Origin of the sequence: Xanthomonas theicola, assembly GCF_014236795.1 — a bacterium.
Taxonomy (GTDB): domain Bacteria; phylum Pseudomonadota; class Gammaproteobacteria; order Xanthomonadales; family Xanthomonadaceae; genus Xanthomonas_A; species Xanthomonas_A theicola.
Genome location: NZ_CP049017.1, coordinates 2,402,423 through 2,416,574, shown reverse-complemented (window position 1 = coordinate 2,416,574; position 14,152 = coordinate 2,402,423). Strand labels below are relative to the sequence as shown.

15 protein-coding genes are annotated in these 14,152 nt (G+C 70.4%); 10 read left to right on the top strand and 5 right to left on the bottom strand.

Annotation, left to right across the window (positions count from 1 at the left end; translation table 11 throughout):
• Positions 1–111: 111 nt before the first annotated feature.
• Positions 112–654: a lipocalin family protein gene (locus G4Q83_RS11235; RefSeq protein ID WP_128419487.1), complete on the top strand. Its 543-nt coding sequence runs from the start codon at positions 112–114 to the stop codon at positions 652–654.
• A 46-nt stretch (positions 655–700) separates the two neighbouring features.
• Here the strand turns inward: G4Q83_RS11235 and G4Q83_RS11230 are convergent, their stop codons facing one another.
• The 3 genes from G4Q83_RS11230 to queG are packed head-to-tail and all read right to left on the bottom strand — an operon-like array spanning position 701 to position 3,621.
• On the bottom strand, positions 701–1,102 hold the full coding sequence (locus G4Q83_RS11230; protein WP_128419488.1) for an antitoxin Xre/MbcA/ParS toxin-binding domain-containing protein: 402 nt from the start codon (positions 1,100–1,102) through the stop codon (positions 701–703).
• Positions 1,103–1,144: 42 nt separating this feature from the next.
• Positions 1,145–2,476 carry an exodeoxyribonuclease VII large subunit gene (gene xseA / locus G4Q83_RS11225; RefSeq protein WP_128419489.1) on the bottom strand — a complete coding sequence of 444 codons (1,332 nt, stop codon included), beginning with the start codon at positions 2,474–2,476 and terminating at the stop codon, positions 1,145–1,147.
• A gap of 8 nt (positions 2,477–2,484) precedes the next feature.
• Positions 2,485–3,621 carry a tRNA epoxyqueuosine(34) reductase QueG gene (gene queG / locus G4Q83_RS11220; RefSeq protein ID WP_128419490.1) on the bottom strand — a complete coding sequence of 379 codons (1,137 nt, stop codon included), beginning with the start codon at positions 3,619–3,621 and terminating at the stop codon, positions 2,485–2,487.
• Between the two features lie 22 nt (positions 3,622–3,643).
• On the opposite strand from queG, the gene G4Q83_RS11215 reads away from it, so the two are divergent.
• The 8 genes from G4Q83_RS11215 to G4Q83_RS11180 all read left to right on the top strand — a co-directional run bounded on the left by G4Q83_RS11215 (position 3,644) and on the right by G4Q83_RS11180 (position 12,311).
• A complete protein-coding gene (locus G4Q83_RS11215) occupies positions 3,644–5,116 on the top strand; it encodes an NAD(P)H-hydrate dehydratase (protein ID WP_128419491.1) in 1,473 nt (490 codons plus the stop codon).
• A gap of 8 nt (positions 5,117–5,124) precedes the next feature.
• Positions 5,125–5,604 carry a tRNA (adenosine(37)-N6)-threonylcarbamoyltransferase complex ATPase subunit type 1 TsaE gene (gene tsaE / locus G4Q83_RS11210; RefSeq protein ID WP_128419492.1) on the top strand — a complete coding sequence of 160 codons (480 nt, stop codon included), beginning with the start codon at positions 5,125–5,127 and terminating at the stop codon, positions 5,602–5,604.
• A gap of 81 nt (positions 5,605–5,685) precedes the next feature.
• Positions 5,686–7,314: an N-acetylmuramoyl-L-alanine amidase gene (locus tag G4Q83_RS11205; RefSeq protein ID WP_128419493.1), complete on the top strand. Its 1,629-nt coding sequence runs from the start codon at positions 5,686–5,688 to the stop codon at positions 7,312–7,314.
• 135 nt (positions 7,315–7,449) lie between these two features.
• On the top strand, positions 7,450–9,300 hold the full coding sequence (mutL, locus tag G4Q83_RS11200; RefSeq protein WP_128419494.1) for a DNA mismatch repair endonuclease MutL: 1,851 nt from the start codon (positions 7,450–7,452) through the stop codon (positions 9,298–9,300).
• A complete protein-coding gene (locus tag G4Q83_RS11195) occupies positions 9,300–10,226 on the top strand; it encodes a DUF1684 domain-containing protein (protein WP_128419495.1) in 927 nt (308 codons plus the stop codon). The genes mutL and G4Q83_RS11195 overlap by 1 nt, the downstream gene beginning before the upstream one ends.
• 13 nt (positions 10,227–10,239) lie before the next feature.
• Positions 10,240–11,202 (top strand): TraB/GumN family protein, encoded by a 963-nt coding sequence (locus tag G4Q83_RS11190; RefSeq protein WP_128419496.1) that lies wholly within the window; start codon positions 10,240–10,242, stop codon positions 11,200–11,202.
• Between the two features lie 174 nt (positions 11,203–11,376).
• Entirely contained in the window at positions 11,377–11,550 is a 174-nt protein-coding gene (locus G4Q83_RS11185) for a hypothetical protein (RefSeq protein WP_158254983.1), read from the top strand.
• Positions 11,550–12,311, top strand: coding sequence for an IS5 family transposase (locus G4Q83_RS11180; RefSeq protein WP_211288270.1), 762 nt, complete (start codon positions 11,550–11,552; stop codon positions 12,309–12,311). The genes G4Q83_RS11185 and G4Q83_RS11180 overlap by 1 nt, the downstream gene beginning before the upstream one ends.
• A 327-nt stretch (positions 12,312–12,638) precedes the next feature.
• Here the strand turns inward: G4Q83_RS11180 and phaR are convergent, their stop codons facing one another.
• Positions 12,639–13,151 carry a polyhydroxyalkanoate synthesis repressor PhaR gene (gene phaR, locus G4Q83_RS11175; protein WP_128419497.1) on the bottom strand — a complete coding sequence of 171 codons (513 nt, stop codon included), beginning with the start codon at positions 13,149–13,151 and terminating at the stop codon, positions 12,639–12,641.
• A 33-nt stretch (positions 13,152–13,184) separates the two neighbouring features.
• Here phaR and G4Q83_RS11170 point away from each other — a divergent pair, with 33 nt between their 5' ends.
• Positions 13,185–13,349 carry a hypothetical protein gene (locus G4Q83_RS11170; protein WP_158254984.1) on the top strand — a complete coding sequence of 55 codons (165 nt, stop codon included), beginning with the start codon at positions 13,185–13,187 and terminating at the stop codon, positions 13,347–13,349.
• A 29-nt stretch (positions 13,350–13,378) separates the two neighbouring features.
• Here G4Q83_RS11170 and phbB read toward each other — a convergent pair whose 3' ends face one another.
• Positions 13,379–14,119 carry an acetoacetyl-CoA reductase gene (phbB, locus tag G4Q83_RS11165; protein ID WP_128419498.1) on the bottom strand — a complete coding sequence of 247 codons (741 nt, stop codon included), beginning with the start codon at positions 14,117–14,119 and terminating at the stop codon, positions 13,379–13,381.
• Positions 14,120–14,152: the final 33 nt, after the last annotated feature.

The following is a 14,152-nucleotide window of genomic DNA, read 5'->3' as shown; positions in this document are numbered from 1 at the left end:
CGGCGGCGGCCGGGCTGGGCCGGCCACCGCCGCAGCATCGTGGCGGTAGCGCTTTACATCGTTCCGCAGCTCCTGCATAAGGCTGGTCTTCTCCTTCGCTGGATCGCTCACATGCGTCAATCACCGATCGCGATGCTGCTGACATGTTTGCTGTGCCTGGCGCAGCCGGCGCAGGCCGTGCAGCCGGTGAGGTCCGTCGCCGAGTTCGATCTCGGGCGTTATGCCGGAGAGTGGCACGAAATCGCGCACTTGCCGGTTTCATTCCAGAAGAAGTGCGTTGCCGATATCACCGCCGCGTATGTGCTGCGCGACGACGGTCTGGTCGGCGTGCGCAACGCCTGCCGTACCGGCAAGGGCGACCTGCTGGCCGTCGAGGGCGTGGCGCGGCGGGTGAGCGGCCATCCCGGACGGCTGCAGGTGCGCTTTGCCCCCGAGTGGCTGGGCTGGGTGCCGCTGGTCTGGGCCGATTACTGGGTCATTGCGTTGGATCCGGATTACCAGTGGGTGCTGATCGGCGAGCCGGATCGCAAGTACCTGTGGGTGCTGTCGCGTTCGCCGCGCATGCAGCGCGCGCTGTTCGAGCGGATCGCGGCCAAGGCGGTGGCGATGGGTTACGACCTCGCGCCGCTACTGGTGGTGGCGCCGCTGGAGTGAACGGCCGTGCCGCTCCGCAGGCAAGGGCCGGGGTGGCATGGCGCCGTTAACCGGTGAAGAAGGCGCGGGTGGCCTCGAGAAGTTGCGCGCTGGCGCCGGTCTGCAGCAGCTGGCGCGGGCTGCTGCCGCCGAGTTGCGCATGCTCTCCGATCAGCCATTGCGCCAGCGCCTGCTGATCGCCGCCGCAGCCGTTCCAGGCGATGCAGATCATCTCGCCGATGTCGACCAACTGCTCGTCCCGCAGTTGCGCCAGCGTGTCCGCGTCGCGCGCCAGGTAATCGATCACGCACTGCGCGTCCGCGGCAGAGCCGTAGGCGACGCCGCCGATCAACGACAGCGTGTCGGTCGTGCGCGACAATCGGCCGGCCTTGTTGCGCTCGGCGCGGCGCATGCCCCGCAGCACGGCCTTGATGCGTTGCTCGTTGGATGCTGGTTTCGGCTTGGGCATGCGCTGACGGTAGCAGGATCGGATGGCGATGCGCCGCGGTGTTCACTCGGCGCGCAGTGTCACCTCGCCATCGGCCAGGCGCGCGCGCAGGCGGTCGCCGGCGGTGACCTGTGCGGTCGAGCGCACCAGCGTGCCGTCCTCGACCCGGGTCAGGATCGCGTAGCCGCGCGTCACCGTGGCCAGCGGGCTGACCGTCTCCAGCGCGCGCGCCAGTGCGCGCAGGCGCTGCGCGTCGGCCTGCAGTTGCCTGGCCATCGCCGCTTGCGGGCGCCTGCCGAGCGCCAGCAGGCGCTCGTGCAACGCGGCCAGGCGACGTCGTGGCTGGGCGGCGCGCAGCACGGCGGCGGCATGGCGCAGGCGTGCGCCGCGGCGCTCGTGCTGCTGCCGCCACAGCGCCAGCAAGCGGCGCGCGGCATCCTGCTGGCGGCGCCGCAGCAATTGCAGTTGCGCCTGCGGACTTTGCGCCTGCAGCCGCAGCAAGGCACGATCGGCGCGCTGCATCGCCTGGCGCAGGCGGTGCTGCTGCCACTGCAGCAGCCGCGCGTGCTGGGCGCGCAGGCGTGCGCCGAGGTCGCGTTGGTCGGGGGCGAGCAGTTCCGCGGCGACCGATGGAGTCGGTGCGCGCAGGTCGGCGGCGAAATCGGCCAGTGTCACGTCGGTCTCATGGCCGACCGCCGACACCACCGGCGTGGCCGAAGCAGCGATCGCCCGCGTCAGACGCTCGTCGTTGAATGCCCACAGGTCTTCCAGCGAGCCACCGCCGCGGGTCAGCAGGATCGCGTCGTAGCGCCCGCTGGCGTCGGCGCGCTGCAGCAGCGAGGTGATCTGCGCGGCGGCGCTGTCGCCTTGCACCAGGCTTGGCAGGATATCCACCTGCAGCAGCGGCAGGCGCCGGCCGAGCACGCTCAGCACATCGCGCACCGCCGCGCCGCTGGGCGAGGTGATCACTGCCAGGCGGCGCACGAAGGCGGGCAAGGTGCGCTTGCGCTCGTTGGCGAACAGGCCTTCGGCGGCGAGCCTGGCCTTGAGTTCCTCGAATGCGTGGCGCAACGCGCCTTCGCCGGCTTCCTCCAGGTGATCGAGCACCAACTGGTAGTCGCCGCGTGCCTCGTACAAGGTCAGCCGGCCGCGGGCGAGCACGCGCAGGCCTTCGCGCGGGACGAACTTCAGCCACTGGCTCTTTGGCTTGAACATCGCGCAGCGCACCTGCGCCCGCGCATCCTTCAGGGTGAAGTATAAATGCCCGGACGAGGGCCGGGTGACGTTGCCCAGCTCGCCCTCCACCCAGGCCAGCGGAAACGCGCTTTCCAGCAGGTCGCGCGCCAGCGTGTTGAGCTGGCTGGGGCTGAGGATCTGGTCGTCGCGATCGGGCATGCGGGCGCCTATCCTCGCACGCCGGCGCGATCGGCCGCTGGCGGGCTGCCGCCGTGATCCGCCGCTGCCGCCGTGCCGGCATGCCGCGCCAGCGCCCATTGCACGTGCTCGCGGACCAGCGGCGAGGCATGCTGCGCGCGCGTGCCGAGCGCGGCCAGCACCTGCGGGGTGGTCGGCGCATTACCCAGCGCCACCGCCAGGTTGCGCAGCCAGCGTTCGTGGCCGCTGCGGCGGATCGCGCTGCCTTCGGTGCGGCGCAGGAACTCGTCCTCGTCCCAGGCGAACAGTTGCGCCAGCGTGGCCCGGTCGAGATCGTTGCGGGCGCGGAAGTCGGGTTCGTCGCTGCGCTTGGCGAACTTGTTCCACGGACACACCAGCTGGCAGTCGTCGCAGCCGAAGATGCGATTGCCGATTGCCGGGCGCAGGGCCTCGGGAATCGCGCCGTCATGCTCGATGGTCAGGTAGGCGATGCAGCGGCGCGCATCCAGCCGGTACGGCGCAACGATGGCCTGGGTCGGGCACACGTCGATGCAGCGCGTGCAGGTGCCGCAGTGCGCACTGGCCGGCGGATCGATCGGCAGCGGCAGGTCCACGTAGATCTCGCCGAGGAAGAACCACGAGCCGCCGCTGCGGTCGATCAGGCAGGTGTGCTTGCCGATCCAGCCCAACCCGGCATCGCGCGCCAGCGCGCGTTCCAGCACCGGCGCCGAATCGACGAACACGCGATGGCCGAAGCGGCCGATCTCGGCCTGGATACGCTCGGCCAGCTTCTGCAGGCGGTTGCGCATCAGCTTGTGGTAGTCGCGACCCAGCGCGTAGCGGGCGACGTAGGCGCGCGCGCCGTTGCGCAGCGTGTCCCAGGCCGAATCGTCGTCGTTGCGTCCGTAGTCCAGGCCGACCGAGATCACCCGCAGCGTGCCCGGAATCAGCTCGGCCGGGCGCGTGCGCTTGTCGCCATGCTGCGCCATCCACTGCATCGTGCCGTACAGGCCCTGCGCCAGCCAGTCGCGCAGATGCGCCTCGTCCTCCTGCAGTTCGATCCCGGCGATGCCACAGCGCTGGAAGCCGAACTCGCGCGCCAGCGCACGGATGCGCGCGGCGGCGGCGCGGGGATCGGCCGGAGTGGCGGTGACGGTGGCAGACATGCCGCAAGTATAGAATCCTCGCATGTCCGATTCGTTCGCTCTCTACGCCACCGCCGCCGCGCGGCGCATCGACGCGCAGGCCACCGCCTTGCTCGGCGGCGATGGCTACACGCTGATGCAGCGTGCCGGCCAGGCCGCCTGGCAGGCGTTGCTGCAGCATTGGCCGCAGACGCAGCGCATCCTGGTGGCCTGCGGCACCGGCAACAACGGTGGCGACGGCTACGTGCTGGCGCGGCTCGCGCATTGCGCCGGACGCCGCGTGCGCGTGCTGCATCTGCCCGGACGCGGGCCGCAAACGCCGCAGGCGCAGCGCGCCTGCACCGACTATATCGGCGTCGGTGGCCGCATCGAGGTATTCGATGCCGCGTTGGATCAGGCCGACGTGGTCGTCGATGCACTGCTCGGCATCGGCCTCAATCGCGCGCCCGACGCCGAACTCGCCGTGCTGCTGGGCGCGCTCGCCGGGCTTGGCGCGCCGGTGCTGGCGCTGGACGTGCCCAGCGGCGTGGACGCCGAGCGCGGCAGCGTGCCCGGCACGGCCTTGCCGGCGACGCTGACCGTGCAGTTCATCGCCGCACATGCCGGGCTGCACACCGGTGCGGCGCTGAACCATGTCGGCGACACTGCGTTGGCGACGCTGGACGTGCCGGCGGCCGCGTTCGACGGCTGCGTGCCGCACGCGCAAGCGTGGACGGCCGCGGCGTTGGCCATGCGGCTGGCGCCGCGCCGGCGCGACAGCCACAAGGGCGACTTCGGGCATGTGTTGTGCATCGGCGGCAACCTCGGCAGCGGCGGCGCGGTGATGCTCAGCGCCGAATCGGCGTTGCGCAGCGGCGCCGGTCTGGTCAGCGTGGCCACGCGCGGCGCGCACGTGGCGCCGCTGCTGGCGCGCTGCCCGGAGGCCATGGCGCATGCGGTCGAGGACGGCGCCGCGCTGGCGCCGCTGCTGCACAAGGCCAGCGTGGTCGCGCTCGGTCCCGGGCTGGGCCAGGACGAATGGGCGCAGGGCCTGTGGCGGCTGGCGCTGGCGGCGGACGTGCCGCTGGTGATCGATGCCGATGCGCTGAACCTGCTGGCGCAGGCGCCGCGTGCGTTGCCGGACGCGGTGCTGACGCCGCATCCGGGCGAGGCCGCGCGCCTGCTCGGCATCGCCGCTGCCGAGGTGCAGCGCGACCGGTTCGCCACCGCCGCGGCGCTGGCCGAACGCTACCAGGCGGCAGTGGTCTTGAAGGGTGCCGGCAGCGTCGTCGCCGCGCCGGGTCAGGCGCCGCGCGTCATCGCCGCCGGCAATCCCGGCATGGCGGTCGGCGGCATGGGCGACCTGTTGACCGGGGTGGTGGCGGCACTGCGCGCGCAAGGCCTGGCCGCGTTCGATGCGGCCAGCACCGGCGCGCTGCTGCATGCAGCGGCCGGCGATCGCGCGGCTGCCGCCGGCCAGCGCGGCCTGCTGCCCTCCGACCTGCTGCCGGCGCTGCGCGAGCTGGTCAATCCGTAACCGAGCCGATGATCCGCCTGCACCTCGACGACAGCGACGCCACCGAGCGCCTTGGCCAGGCATTGGCGGCGACGCGGCCGGCACCGGCGACGCTGCACCTGTACGGCGATCTGGGCGCCGGCAAGTCGACCCTGGCGCGGGCGCTGCTGCGCGCGCTGGGCGTGCAGGGCCCGATCCGCAGCCCGACCTACACCCTGGTCGAGCGCTATCGACTGCCCGACGGCGAGGCCTGGCACCTGGACCTGTACCGCATCGGCGTCGCCGGCGAACTGGATTTCCTGGGGCTCGACGAGGCAGCGGCGACGCTGTGGCTGGTGGAATGGCCGGAACGCGGCGGCGACGTGCTGCCGCCGGCCGACCTGGCCGCGACCCTGGCGCTGCACGGCGCCGGACGCGAAGCGTTGCTGCAGGCCCGCACCCCGGCGGGCGATGCCTGGCTGGCGCGCGCAGTGCAGCGGGAGGACTTGCCGGCTATTTTTGCCGGCTGACACTAGGAAGTGAAGCCAGGTTATGGATTATTAAGGGAAAACGGCTTGCCTTTATCGCGCGCTGGTGCTTGAATCGCTGGCATGCGCCTGGGGATCCGTTTTTTCGCCTGTTCCTTCATCGCCGCAGGCTGGTGCCTGGCGGCGCCATCGGCGTTCGCGGGCCAGGTGCAGGCGGTGTCGCTCGGCAACGGCGCCACCGGCACCCGCGCTGAGATCCGCTTGCAGGGCAGTGGCGGCTTCAGCACGCTGACCCTGGCCAACCCCAACCGGCTGGTCGTCGACCTGCCCGAATCCTCCGCCGTGCAGGGCCTGAAGCTGCCTGCCGGCAACGGCGTGGTCACCGCCGTGCGCACCGGCCGTCCGGTACCTGGCACCTTGCGCATCGTGTTCGACTTGAGCAGCCCGGTGGTGGCGTTCAAGCCGCAGATGCAGACCGTCGGCGGCAGTTCGGTGCTGGTGATCGAATGGCCGGGCGATGCGTCCGCGATCAGGCCGGTGGCCAGCGCCGGCGCGGCAGCGCCGGCATCGGAAACGCCGATGCCGCCCGCATCCACCGCGCAAACCGCGGAAGTGGCCGTGGCCAAACCCGCTACCGATCCGCGCCTGGAAGCGGCGCGCGCGACCGCGGCGCTGACCTCGTCGGTGCTGCAGCGCGCTGCGCCTGCACCTGCGCCGCCGGTACCGTCGCCGCCGCCGACCGTGGTGCTCCACCCGGGCATCTCGCAGGCGCCGGCGGCCACGCCAAATAACGCCGCCATCGCGATGGCGCCGCCGGCCTCCGCTTCCGTCGGCGCGGTCGTGCCGGCGCAGCAGGGCGTAGTCGTCGTGGCGGCATCGACGCTGCCCGACGACAGGCCCGAGGCGGACAAGCTCGACGACGCGGCCGCCGCCGCCGAGGCGCGCCCGGTGATGCCGAGCGCGCCATCGCGGGTGGCGATGAAGCCGGGCATGCGTCCGCTGATCGTGGCCATCGATCCCGGCCATGGCGGCCAGGATCCCGGCGCCATGGGGCCGACCGGCAAGCGCGAGAAGGACGTGACCCTGGCGATCGGCCGCGAGCTGGCGCGGCAGATCAATGCCACGCCGGGCATGAAGGCCTACATGACCCGCAACAGCGACGTGTTCATCCCGCTGCCGATGCGCGCGCAGAAGGCGCGCGCGGCCAAGGCCGACATCTTCATTTCGATCCACGCCGATGCTGCCGAGAACCGCAGCGCGACCGGTTCCTCGGTGTACGTGTTGTCGACCAAGGGCGCATCGTCGCAGCGCGCACGCTGGCTCGCGGACAAGGAAAACGCGGCCGACCTGATCGGTGGCGTGCGCCTGCAGAAGACCGACAGCACCCTGGCCAGCGTGTTGCTGGACCTGGCCCAGAGCGGGCACATGAAGGCCTCCGAAGACGCGGCCGGGCATGTGCTGGGCGGGCTCAAGCGAATCGGCAACAACCACAAGCCGGAGCTGGAGCGCGCCAACTTCGCGGTGCTGCGCACCTCGGACATGCCGGCGATGCTGGTCGAGACCGCCTTCATCTCCAACCCGGACGAAGAGCGCCGGCTGACCGATCCGGGCTACCAACGTCGCCTCGCCGGTGCGGTGCTGGACGGCATCAATACCTTCTTCACCCGGCAGCCGCCGCCGGGCACGCTGTTCGCGGCGCGCGCGCAGGCCGAGGCGGAAGCGGCCAGCACCGTGGCCGGCGGCAGCCGCTGAGGCGCTCGGCTATCATCGCCGGCTGATCCTCATGACGGCGTCCGCGCCGTGAGCCGTGCCGATGTCCCGTCCCCGTTGCCGTCCTCCCGTTTCCGAATCAGGCGCGATCGCGCCGCGCCGTGCGCGGGAGGCGGCATGAGCATCCGCCAATTGCCCGAGATCCTGATCAACCAGATCGCCGCGGGTGAAGTGGTCGAGCGTCCGGCCTCGGTGGTCAAGGAACTGGTCGAGAACGCGCTGGATGCCGGCGCGCGCCGCGTGGACATCGACCTGGAAGAGGGCGGTGTGCGCCTGATCCGGATCCGCGACGACGGCGGCGGCATTCCGCCCGAGGAACTGCCGCTGGCGGTGTCGCGGCACGCGACCAGCAAGATCGCCTCGCTCGACGACCTGGAATCGGTCGGCACGCTCGGGTTCCGCGGCGAAGCGCTGCCGTCGATCGCCTCGGTCAGCCGTTTCACCCTGGTCTCGCGGCGTCCCGGCGACGAACACGGCGCCGCGCTGCAGGTCGACGGCGGCAAGGTCGGGCAGGTGCAGCCGCGCGCGCAGGCGCCGGGCACCACGGTCGAGGTGCGCGAGCTGTTCTACAACGTGCCGGCGCGGCGCAAGTTCCTGCGCGCCGAACGCACCGAGCTGGGCCACATCGAGGAATGGCTGCGCTCGCTGGCGCTGGCGCGCCCGGACGTGGAGCTGCGCGTGTCGCACAACGGCAAGCCGTCGCGGCGCTACAAGCCCGGCGATCTGTACTCGGATGCGCGGCTGGGCCAGACTCTGGGCGAGGAGTTCGCGCGCCAGGCGTTGCGCGTGGACCACAGCGGCGCCGGGCTGCGCCTGCACGGCTGGATCGCGCAGCCGCATTATTCGCGCGCCAGCGCAGACCAGCAGTACCTGTACGTCAACGGCCGTTCGGTGCGCGACCGCAGCGTCGCGCATGCGGTGAAGATGGCCTACGGCGACGTGCTGTTCCATGGCCGGCAGCCGGCCTACGTGCTGTTCCTGGAACTGGAGCCGTCGCGGGTCGACGTCAACGTGCACCCGGCCAAGCACGAGGTGCGCTTTCGCGATGCGCGGCTGATCCACGACTTCGTCTATCGCACGCTGCAGGATGCGCTGGCGCAGACCCGCGCCGGCAGCACGCCGGGCGTGGCCGGCGATGCCGTGCAGGCGCCGCCAGCGTATGCCGGCGCTGCGCTGCCGATGTCCGGCGCTGGTGGTAGCGGCGGTTATGGCGCGCAATGGCGCCCGGCGCAATCGCCGCTCGGCCTGCGGGTCAACGACGCTCCGGCCGCCTATGCGGCGCTGTACGCCGCGCCAGCGGGCGCCGCCGACGCCGCAGCGAACATGCCGCTGCAGGCGCAGGCTGCGGCCGGCGGCCTGCCGCCGACCGCAGCCGACAGCGGCGTGCCGCCGCTGGGCTATGCGATCGCGCAGCTGCACGGCATCTACATCCTGGCCGAGAACGCCGAAGGCCTGATCGTGGTGGACATGCACGCCGCGCACGAGCGCATCGGCTACGAGCGGCTGAAGAGCGCGCACGACGGCATCGGCCTGCATGCGCAGCCGCTGCTGGTGCCGATCACCCTGGCGGTGAGCGAGCGCGACGCCGACACCGCCGAACGCGAGGCGGAGACGCTGGCCGCGCTCGGCTTCGTGGTCACCCGCAGCGGTCCGCAGTCGCTGCACGTGCGCAGCATCCCGGCGCTGCTGGCCCAGGCCGAACCGGAAGCCCTGCTGCGCGACGTGCTGACCGACCTACGCGAGCACGGCCACAGCCGGCGTGTCGCCGGCGCGCGCGACGAACTGCTGTCGACGATGGCCTGCCACGGCGCGGTACGCGCCAACCGGCGCCTCACCGTGCCGGAAATGAACGCGCTGCTGCGCGACATGGAAGCCACCGAGCGGTCCGGGCAGTGCAATCATGGACGCCCGACCTGGGCGCGCTTCTCGCTGGGCGAGATCGATCGCTGGTTCTTACGGGGACGCTGATGGGCATGTGGGGAAGGACGGCGGCGCTGGCAGCGTTGTTCGCGTTGGCCGCATGCGGCAAGCAGGCGCCGGCGCCGGCCGCGCCGGCGGTCGCCGACAAGGCATTCCTGGCCGACCAGCAGCGTTGGCGCGAGCAGCGCAAGCATGAGCTGCAGGCCGCCGACGGCTGGACCAGCCTGGTCGGCCTGCACTGGCTGGAACTGAAGCAGCACTACATCGGCAGCGGCCCCGGCAGCGGCATCCGCCTGGCGGTCGGGCCGGCGCGGATGGCGCTGGTGTCGCAGACGGACGGACAGGTGTTCCTGACCCCCGAACCCGGCGCCGCGCTGAGCGTGGACGGCACGCCGCTGCTGCGAGGCACGCGCCTGTACAGCGACCACGACGCGACGCCGACCGTGATCGATTTCGATGGCGGCAAGGGCAAGCTGAGCCTGATCGAGCGCGGCGGCCGCCATGCGCTGCGGGTCAAGCACGCCGATGCGCCGACCCGGCTCGGCTTCGCCGGGCTGCGCTATTGGCCGGTGGCCGAATCCTGGCGCGTCCGCGGCCGTTTCGTGCCCAATCCGCTGGGCAAGACCCTGCCGATCGTCGACATCATCGGCCTCACCACCGAATCGCCCAACGCCGGCGCGTTGGAGTTCGAGCGCGACGGCAAGCGGTTCCACCTGGAAGCGATCGGCGAACCCGGACGCCCGCTGTTCGTGGTGTTCGCCGACCGTACCAGCGGCCGCGGCAGCTATCCGGCCGGGCGTTTCCTGGACGTGCCGGCGCCCAATGCCGACGGCAGCGTGGTGCTGGACTTCAACCGCGCCTACAACCCGCCGTGCGCGTTCACCCCGTTCGCGACCTGTCCGCTGCCGCCGCCGGAGAACCGCTTGGACCTGGCGGTGGACGCCGGCGAAAAAGCCTACGCCGCCGCCCATTGAACCGAGACTCCCGATGACGCCGATCCAGCGCCTGCTGCGCAGCCTGTTGTTGTGCCTGACCCTGTTCGCCGCCGCGCCGGTGCCGGCGCGCGCGCCGCCTCCCGCCGCCGCGCCCGGTGCGGCGCCGCCGACGCCGTTGCTGTGGAAGGTCGATGGGCCGAGCGGCGCGTTGTACCTGCTGGGCTCGTTCCATCTGCTCAAGCCGCATGACTATCCGTTGGCGCATGAGGTGGATGCGGCGTACGCGGCGTCGCCGCGGCTGCTGTTCGAACTGTCGCCGCAGGATGTGGAATCGCCGCAGTTGGGCGCACAGATGCTGCAGGCCGCGCAGCGCCAGGACGGCAAGCGCCTGCAGGACGACCTGGACGCGGCCACCTGGCAGCGCCTGCGCCGCTACGCCGCCGGCCATGGCCTGCCGCTGGAGCAAATGGGCGGCTTCGAACCCTGGTTCGTCGGCCTGAGCATCAGCATGGCCGAGATGAAGGCGCAGGGCCTGCAGGCGGATGTCGGCCTGGACCGGCATTTCATGGACAAGGCCACGCAGGCCGGCAAGGCCGTCGAGGGCTTGGAAACCGCACAGGCGCAGATCGCGCTGCTCGACGGCATGGACCCGGTCGAACAGCGGCAGATGCTGACTGAGGCGCTGGACGACGCCGAACAGGGCGCGACGCAGACGCAACGCATGCACGCTGCCTGGCGCCGCGGTGACGAGCACCTGCTGTGGCGGGAGATCGGCGTGAAGATGAAACGTGACTATCCGCGCCTGTACCAGCGCATTAACGTCGAGCGCAACCAGGCGTGGGTGCCGCGGCTGGAACAGCGCCTGCGCGACGGCCAGGGCGACACGCTGGTGGTGGTCGGCGCGCTGCATCTGCTCGGCCCGGACGGCGTGGTCCAGGCACTGCGCGCGCGTGGCTATACGGTCGAGCGGCTCTGCTCCGGCTGCCGGCCGGCGCAATCGCCGCGCTCGCGCTGAGCCGAGGGCGCAGCGTCTGCATCGCAGAGCCGATGCAGGGGCGGCGGCCGATGGCGGCCAGCTGCAGTGTCTGGTTGTAGGTGGTGGCATTTGTGGAGCGACTTCCGGGAATCTCTAAAAACCCCCCGATCCTTGGCGCATCATAGTTCCCCAGCCAACCAGGGTCAGAAGCCGATGAACAGTCTGTTTGCCGGAGCCGAACGCGAAGCCAAGCGCCAGCCATTGAGCGATCCGCTTGAGCAGTCGTTGCGGCACATCGACTTCGCCGCGATCGCAGCGGTGATCGATGGCCGACTTCGCCTGGGCGCGGGCGCTCAGGGCGGCCCCCGGCGCGGCCGACGGAGCTGATGATCCGGCTGCTGCTGTTGCTGGAGTTGTACAACCTGTCCGACGAGGCACTGGAGTACCAAGTGCTGGACCGTTGCAGCTTCCGGCGCTTTCTCGGACTGGAGTACAGCGGCAAGGCGCCGGACGCCAAGACGGTCTGGGTGTGGCGTGAGCGGCTCAAGAAGCAGGATCTGATCGGGGACACCAGCGCGGCGCTGAGCGGGCAACTGCCGCTGGCCGGATTCATTGCCCGGGGCGGACAGATCATCGATGCGAGCATCGTCAGCGCACCGATGCAGCGCAACACGCGCGAAGAGAACGCCCGGATCAAGCAGGGCAAGGTTCCACAGGACGGGAGCCCGGCCAAGCGGCGGCAGAAGGACGTGCAGGCGCGCTGGACGCTCAAGCACGGCAACGCCCATTATGGCGACAAGCTGCACGCCAACACGGATCGGCGCTGGGGGGGGGGCATCCGGCGGTACGAGGTGAGCGCGGCCAACGTGCACGACAGCCGGCGCTTGGAGACGCTGCTCGATCCGGCCAACACCGGGCGCATGGTACGGGCCGACAGCGCCTATGCCCGCCAGGCGCGGGAAACCGAACTCAGGCGAGAAGGCGACCGCGCGGACATCCAACACAAGGGTCGGGCGGACAAGCCGCTGCGTGCGGCCCAGCAGCGTCGGAACCATCGCATCGCCAAGGATCGGGCGTTCGGCGAGCACCCGTTTGCCCGACTCGCAAATGCCTGCGCACGATTGGCCTGGCGCGTGCCCGGGTGGTGATCGGCTTGAAGGGTGCCGCACACAACCTGATGCGACTGGCGCGGCTGCAGAACCAGGGGATCGTGCCGGCATGACCGGAAACAGCGGCTGGCGGGCCGCAATCCGAGTTTGAAATGACATGGATCGGCTTTTCGCGCCCCTTCGACCGGGAGGCATGGCGATGCCTGTCGCCTTGCCGAACAGCTCAAACGGAAGAATCGAGGTTGTTCGAGGCGCCCTTCAGTCGCGAGGAGCTTTACCGGTGAAGCCTGTCGCGACCGATGGCCCGAGGCCACGTAGAGCCGCTCCTACAGGGTTGCAAGCGGCTGAAGAAGGTTGCCGCGCGGCTCAGCGCGGCCGCGACTTCGGTGCGGCGCCGCCGGCCGGCGGCTCGCTTGGCTTGGCGCTGGACGCGGCGCGGCCGAAACCGGCGCCAAGGTTGCGCTGGAATTCCTGCCACAACTCCAGGTTGCGCTCGGTCAACTGGTTCATCATGGTCCACGGCGTCTGTCCGAGCAGGTTGCCCATCTGCTGGCGGAACTGCTGCTGCTGGTCCAGGAACACCTGCATGCTGCGCTCCAGGTAGTTGCCCATGAAGCCCTGCAGCGAATCGCCGTAGAAGCGGATGATCTGGCTGAGCAACTGGGTGGACAGCATCGGTTCGCCGTCCTGCTCCTGGTCGGCGATGATCTGCAGCAGGACCGCGCGGCTGAGGTCTTCGCCGGTCTTGGCGTCGCGGATCTCGAATTCCTCGCCGTCGATGATCAGCTGGCGTACGTCTTCGATGGTGATGTAACTGGAGATTTCGGTGTCGTAGAGGCGGCGATTGGGATACTTCTTGATGATGCGGATCTCAGCCATGAAGCGTTCGCTCTGTGACGGGAGACGCGCAGCATGGCGCAGCGCAACAGGGCTTGCAACAGCCGCAAGTCCCTGAATCCCGGCATCGGGGCAAAAAAAATGCTGCGCAGCATGGGCGCAGCAAGGATGCAGCATGCGCCGCGCCAGTTGCAGCATAGCGGTGGTAACGCAACCTCGTGGCAGCCGCCTGCATGCTGAGCGGTTCAGCACCCGCTACCAGCCCATCGCTACCAGCCCATATGGTGGCCGCCATTGATGTCGAGGTTGGAGCCGGTGATCCAGGCCGCTTCTTCGGCGACCAGAAACGCCACCGCATAGGCGATCTCCTCCGGCTTGCCGAGACGCCCGGTGGGGATGTCGGCGATGATCTTGGCGCGCACCTCTTCCGGAACCGCCATCACCATGTCGGTGGCCACATAGCCCGGCGACACCGTGTTGACGGTGATGCCGTAGCCGGCGTTCTCGCGCGCCAGGGAGATGGTGAAGCCGTGCATGCCGGCCTTGGCCGCGGCGTAGTTGGCTTGGCCGTACTGGCCCTTCAGGCCGTTGATCGAACTGATCTGGATGACCCGGCCCCAACGCTGTCGGCGCATGCCTTCGATCACCGGGCGGGTGACGTTGAACACGGAGTTGAGATTGGTGTTGATGACCTCGTGCCACTGCTCGGCGGTCATCTTGTGGAAAGTGGTGTCGCGGGTGATGCCGGCGTTGTTGACCAGCACTTCGACCGGACCGAATTGCCGTTCCACCTCCTCTACCAGCGCCTGCGCCTGCGCAGGCGAGGCGACGTCGCCGGCGACCAGGGCGATGTCGTGGCCGCGCTGGCGCAGGCGCTGCTGCCAAGCGCGAGCCTTGCCTTCGTCGCGGTAGTTGCTGGTTACGCGGTGGCCCTGCGCGGCCAGCCGCTCGCAGATCGCGGTCCCGATGCCGCCGGTACCGCCAGTGACCAGCGCAACGCGTGATGTCATGGATTCGCTCCGGATGGATGACGAGGGAGAGGG

Coding starts and splice junctions, on each gene's coding strand:
- tsaE (WP_128419492.1), top strand. CDS start 5,125: ATGATCCGCCTGCACCTCGACGACAGCGACGCCACCGAGCGCCTTGGC.
- queG (WP_128419490.1), bottom strand. CDS start 3,621: ATGTCTGCCACCGTCACCGCCACTCCGGCCGATCCCCGCGCCGCCGCC.
- phaR (WP_128419497.1), bottom strand. CDS start 13,151: ATGGCTGAGATCCGCATCATCAAGAAGTATCCCAATCGCCGCCTCTAC.
- G4Q83_RS11205 (WP_128419493.1), top strand. CDS start 5,686: ATGCGCCTGGGGATCCGTTTTTTCGCCTGTTCCTTCATCGCCGCAGGC.
- xseA (WP_128419489.1), bottom strand. CDS start 2,476: ATGCCCGATCGCGACGACCAGATCCTCAGCCCCAGCCAGCTCAACACG.
- G4Q83_RS11190 (WP_128419496.1), top strand. CDS start 10,240: ATGACGCCGATCCAGCGCCTGCTGCGCAGCCTGTTGTTGTGCCTGACC.
- G4Q83_RS11235 (WP_128419487.1), top strand. CDS start 112: ATGCGTCAATCACCGATCGCGATGCTGCTGACATGTTTGCTGTGCCTG.
- G4Q83_RS11180 (WP_211288270.1), top strand. CDS start 11,550: ATGATCCGGCTGCTGCTGTTGCTGGAGTTGTACAACCTGTCCGACGAG.
- mutL (WP_128419494.1), top strand. CDS start 7,450: ATGAGCATCCGCCAATTGCCCGAGATCCTGATCAACCAGATCGCCGCG.
- G4Q83_RS11215 (WP_128419491.1), top strand. CDS start 3,644: ATGTCCGATTCGTTCGCTCTCTACGCCACCGCCGCCGCGCGGCGCATC.
- G4Q83_RS11195 (WP_128419495.1), top strand. CDS start 9,300: ATGGGCATGTGGGGAAGGACGGCGGCGCTGGCAGCGTTGTTCGCGTTG.
- phbB (WP_128419498.1), bottom strand. CDS start 14,119: ATGACATCACGCGTTGCGCTGGTCACTGGCGGTACCGGCGGCATCGGG.
- G4Q83_RS11185 (WP_158254983.1), top strand. CDS start 11,377: ATGAACAGTCTGTTTGCCGGAGCCGAACGCGAAGCCAAGCGCCAGCCA.
- G4Q83_RS11230 (WP_128419488.1), bottom strand. CDS start 1,102: ATGCCCAAGCCGAAACCAGCATCCAACGAGCAACGCATCAAGGCCGTG.
- G4Q83_RS11170 (WP_158254984.1), top strand. CDS start 13,185: ATGGCGCAGCGCAACAGGGCTTGCAACAGCCGCAAGTCCCTGAATCCC.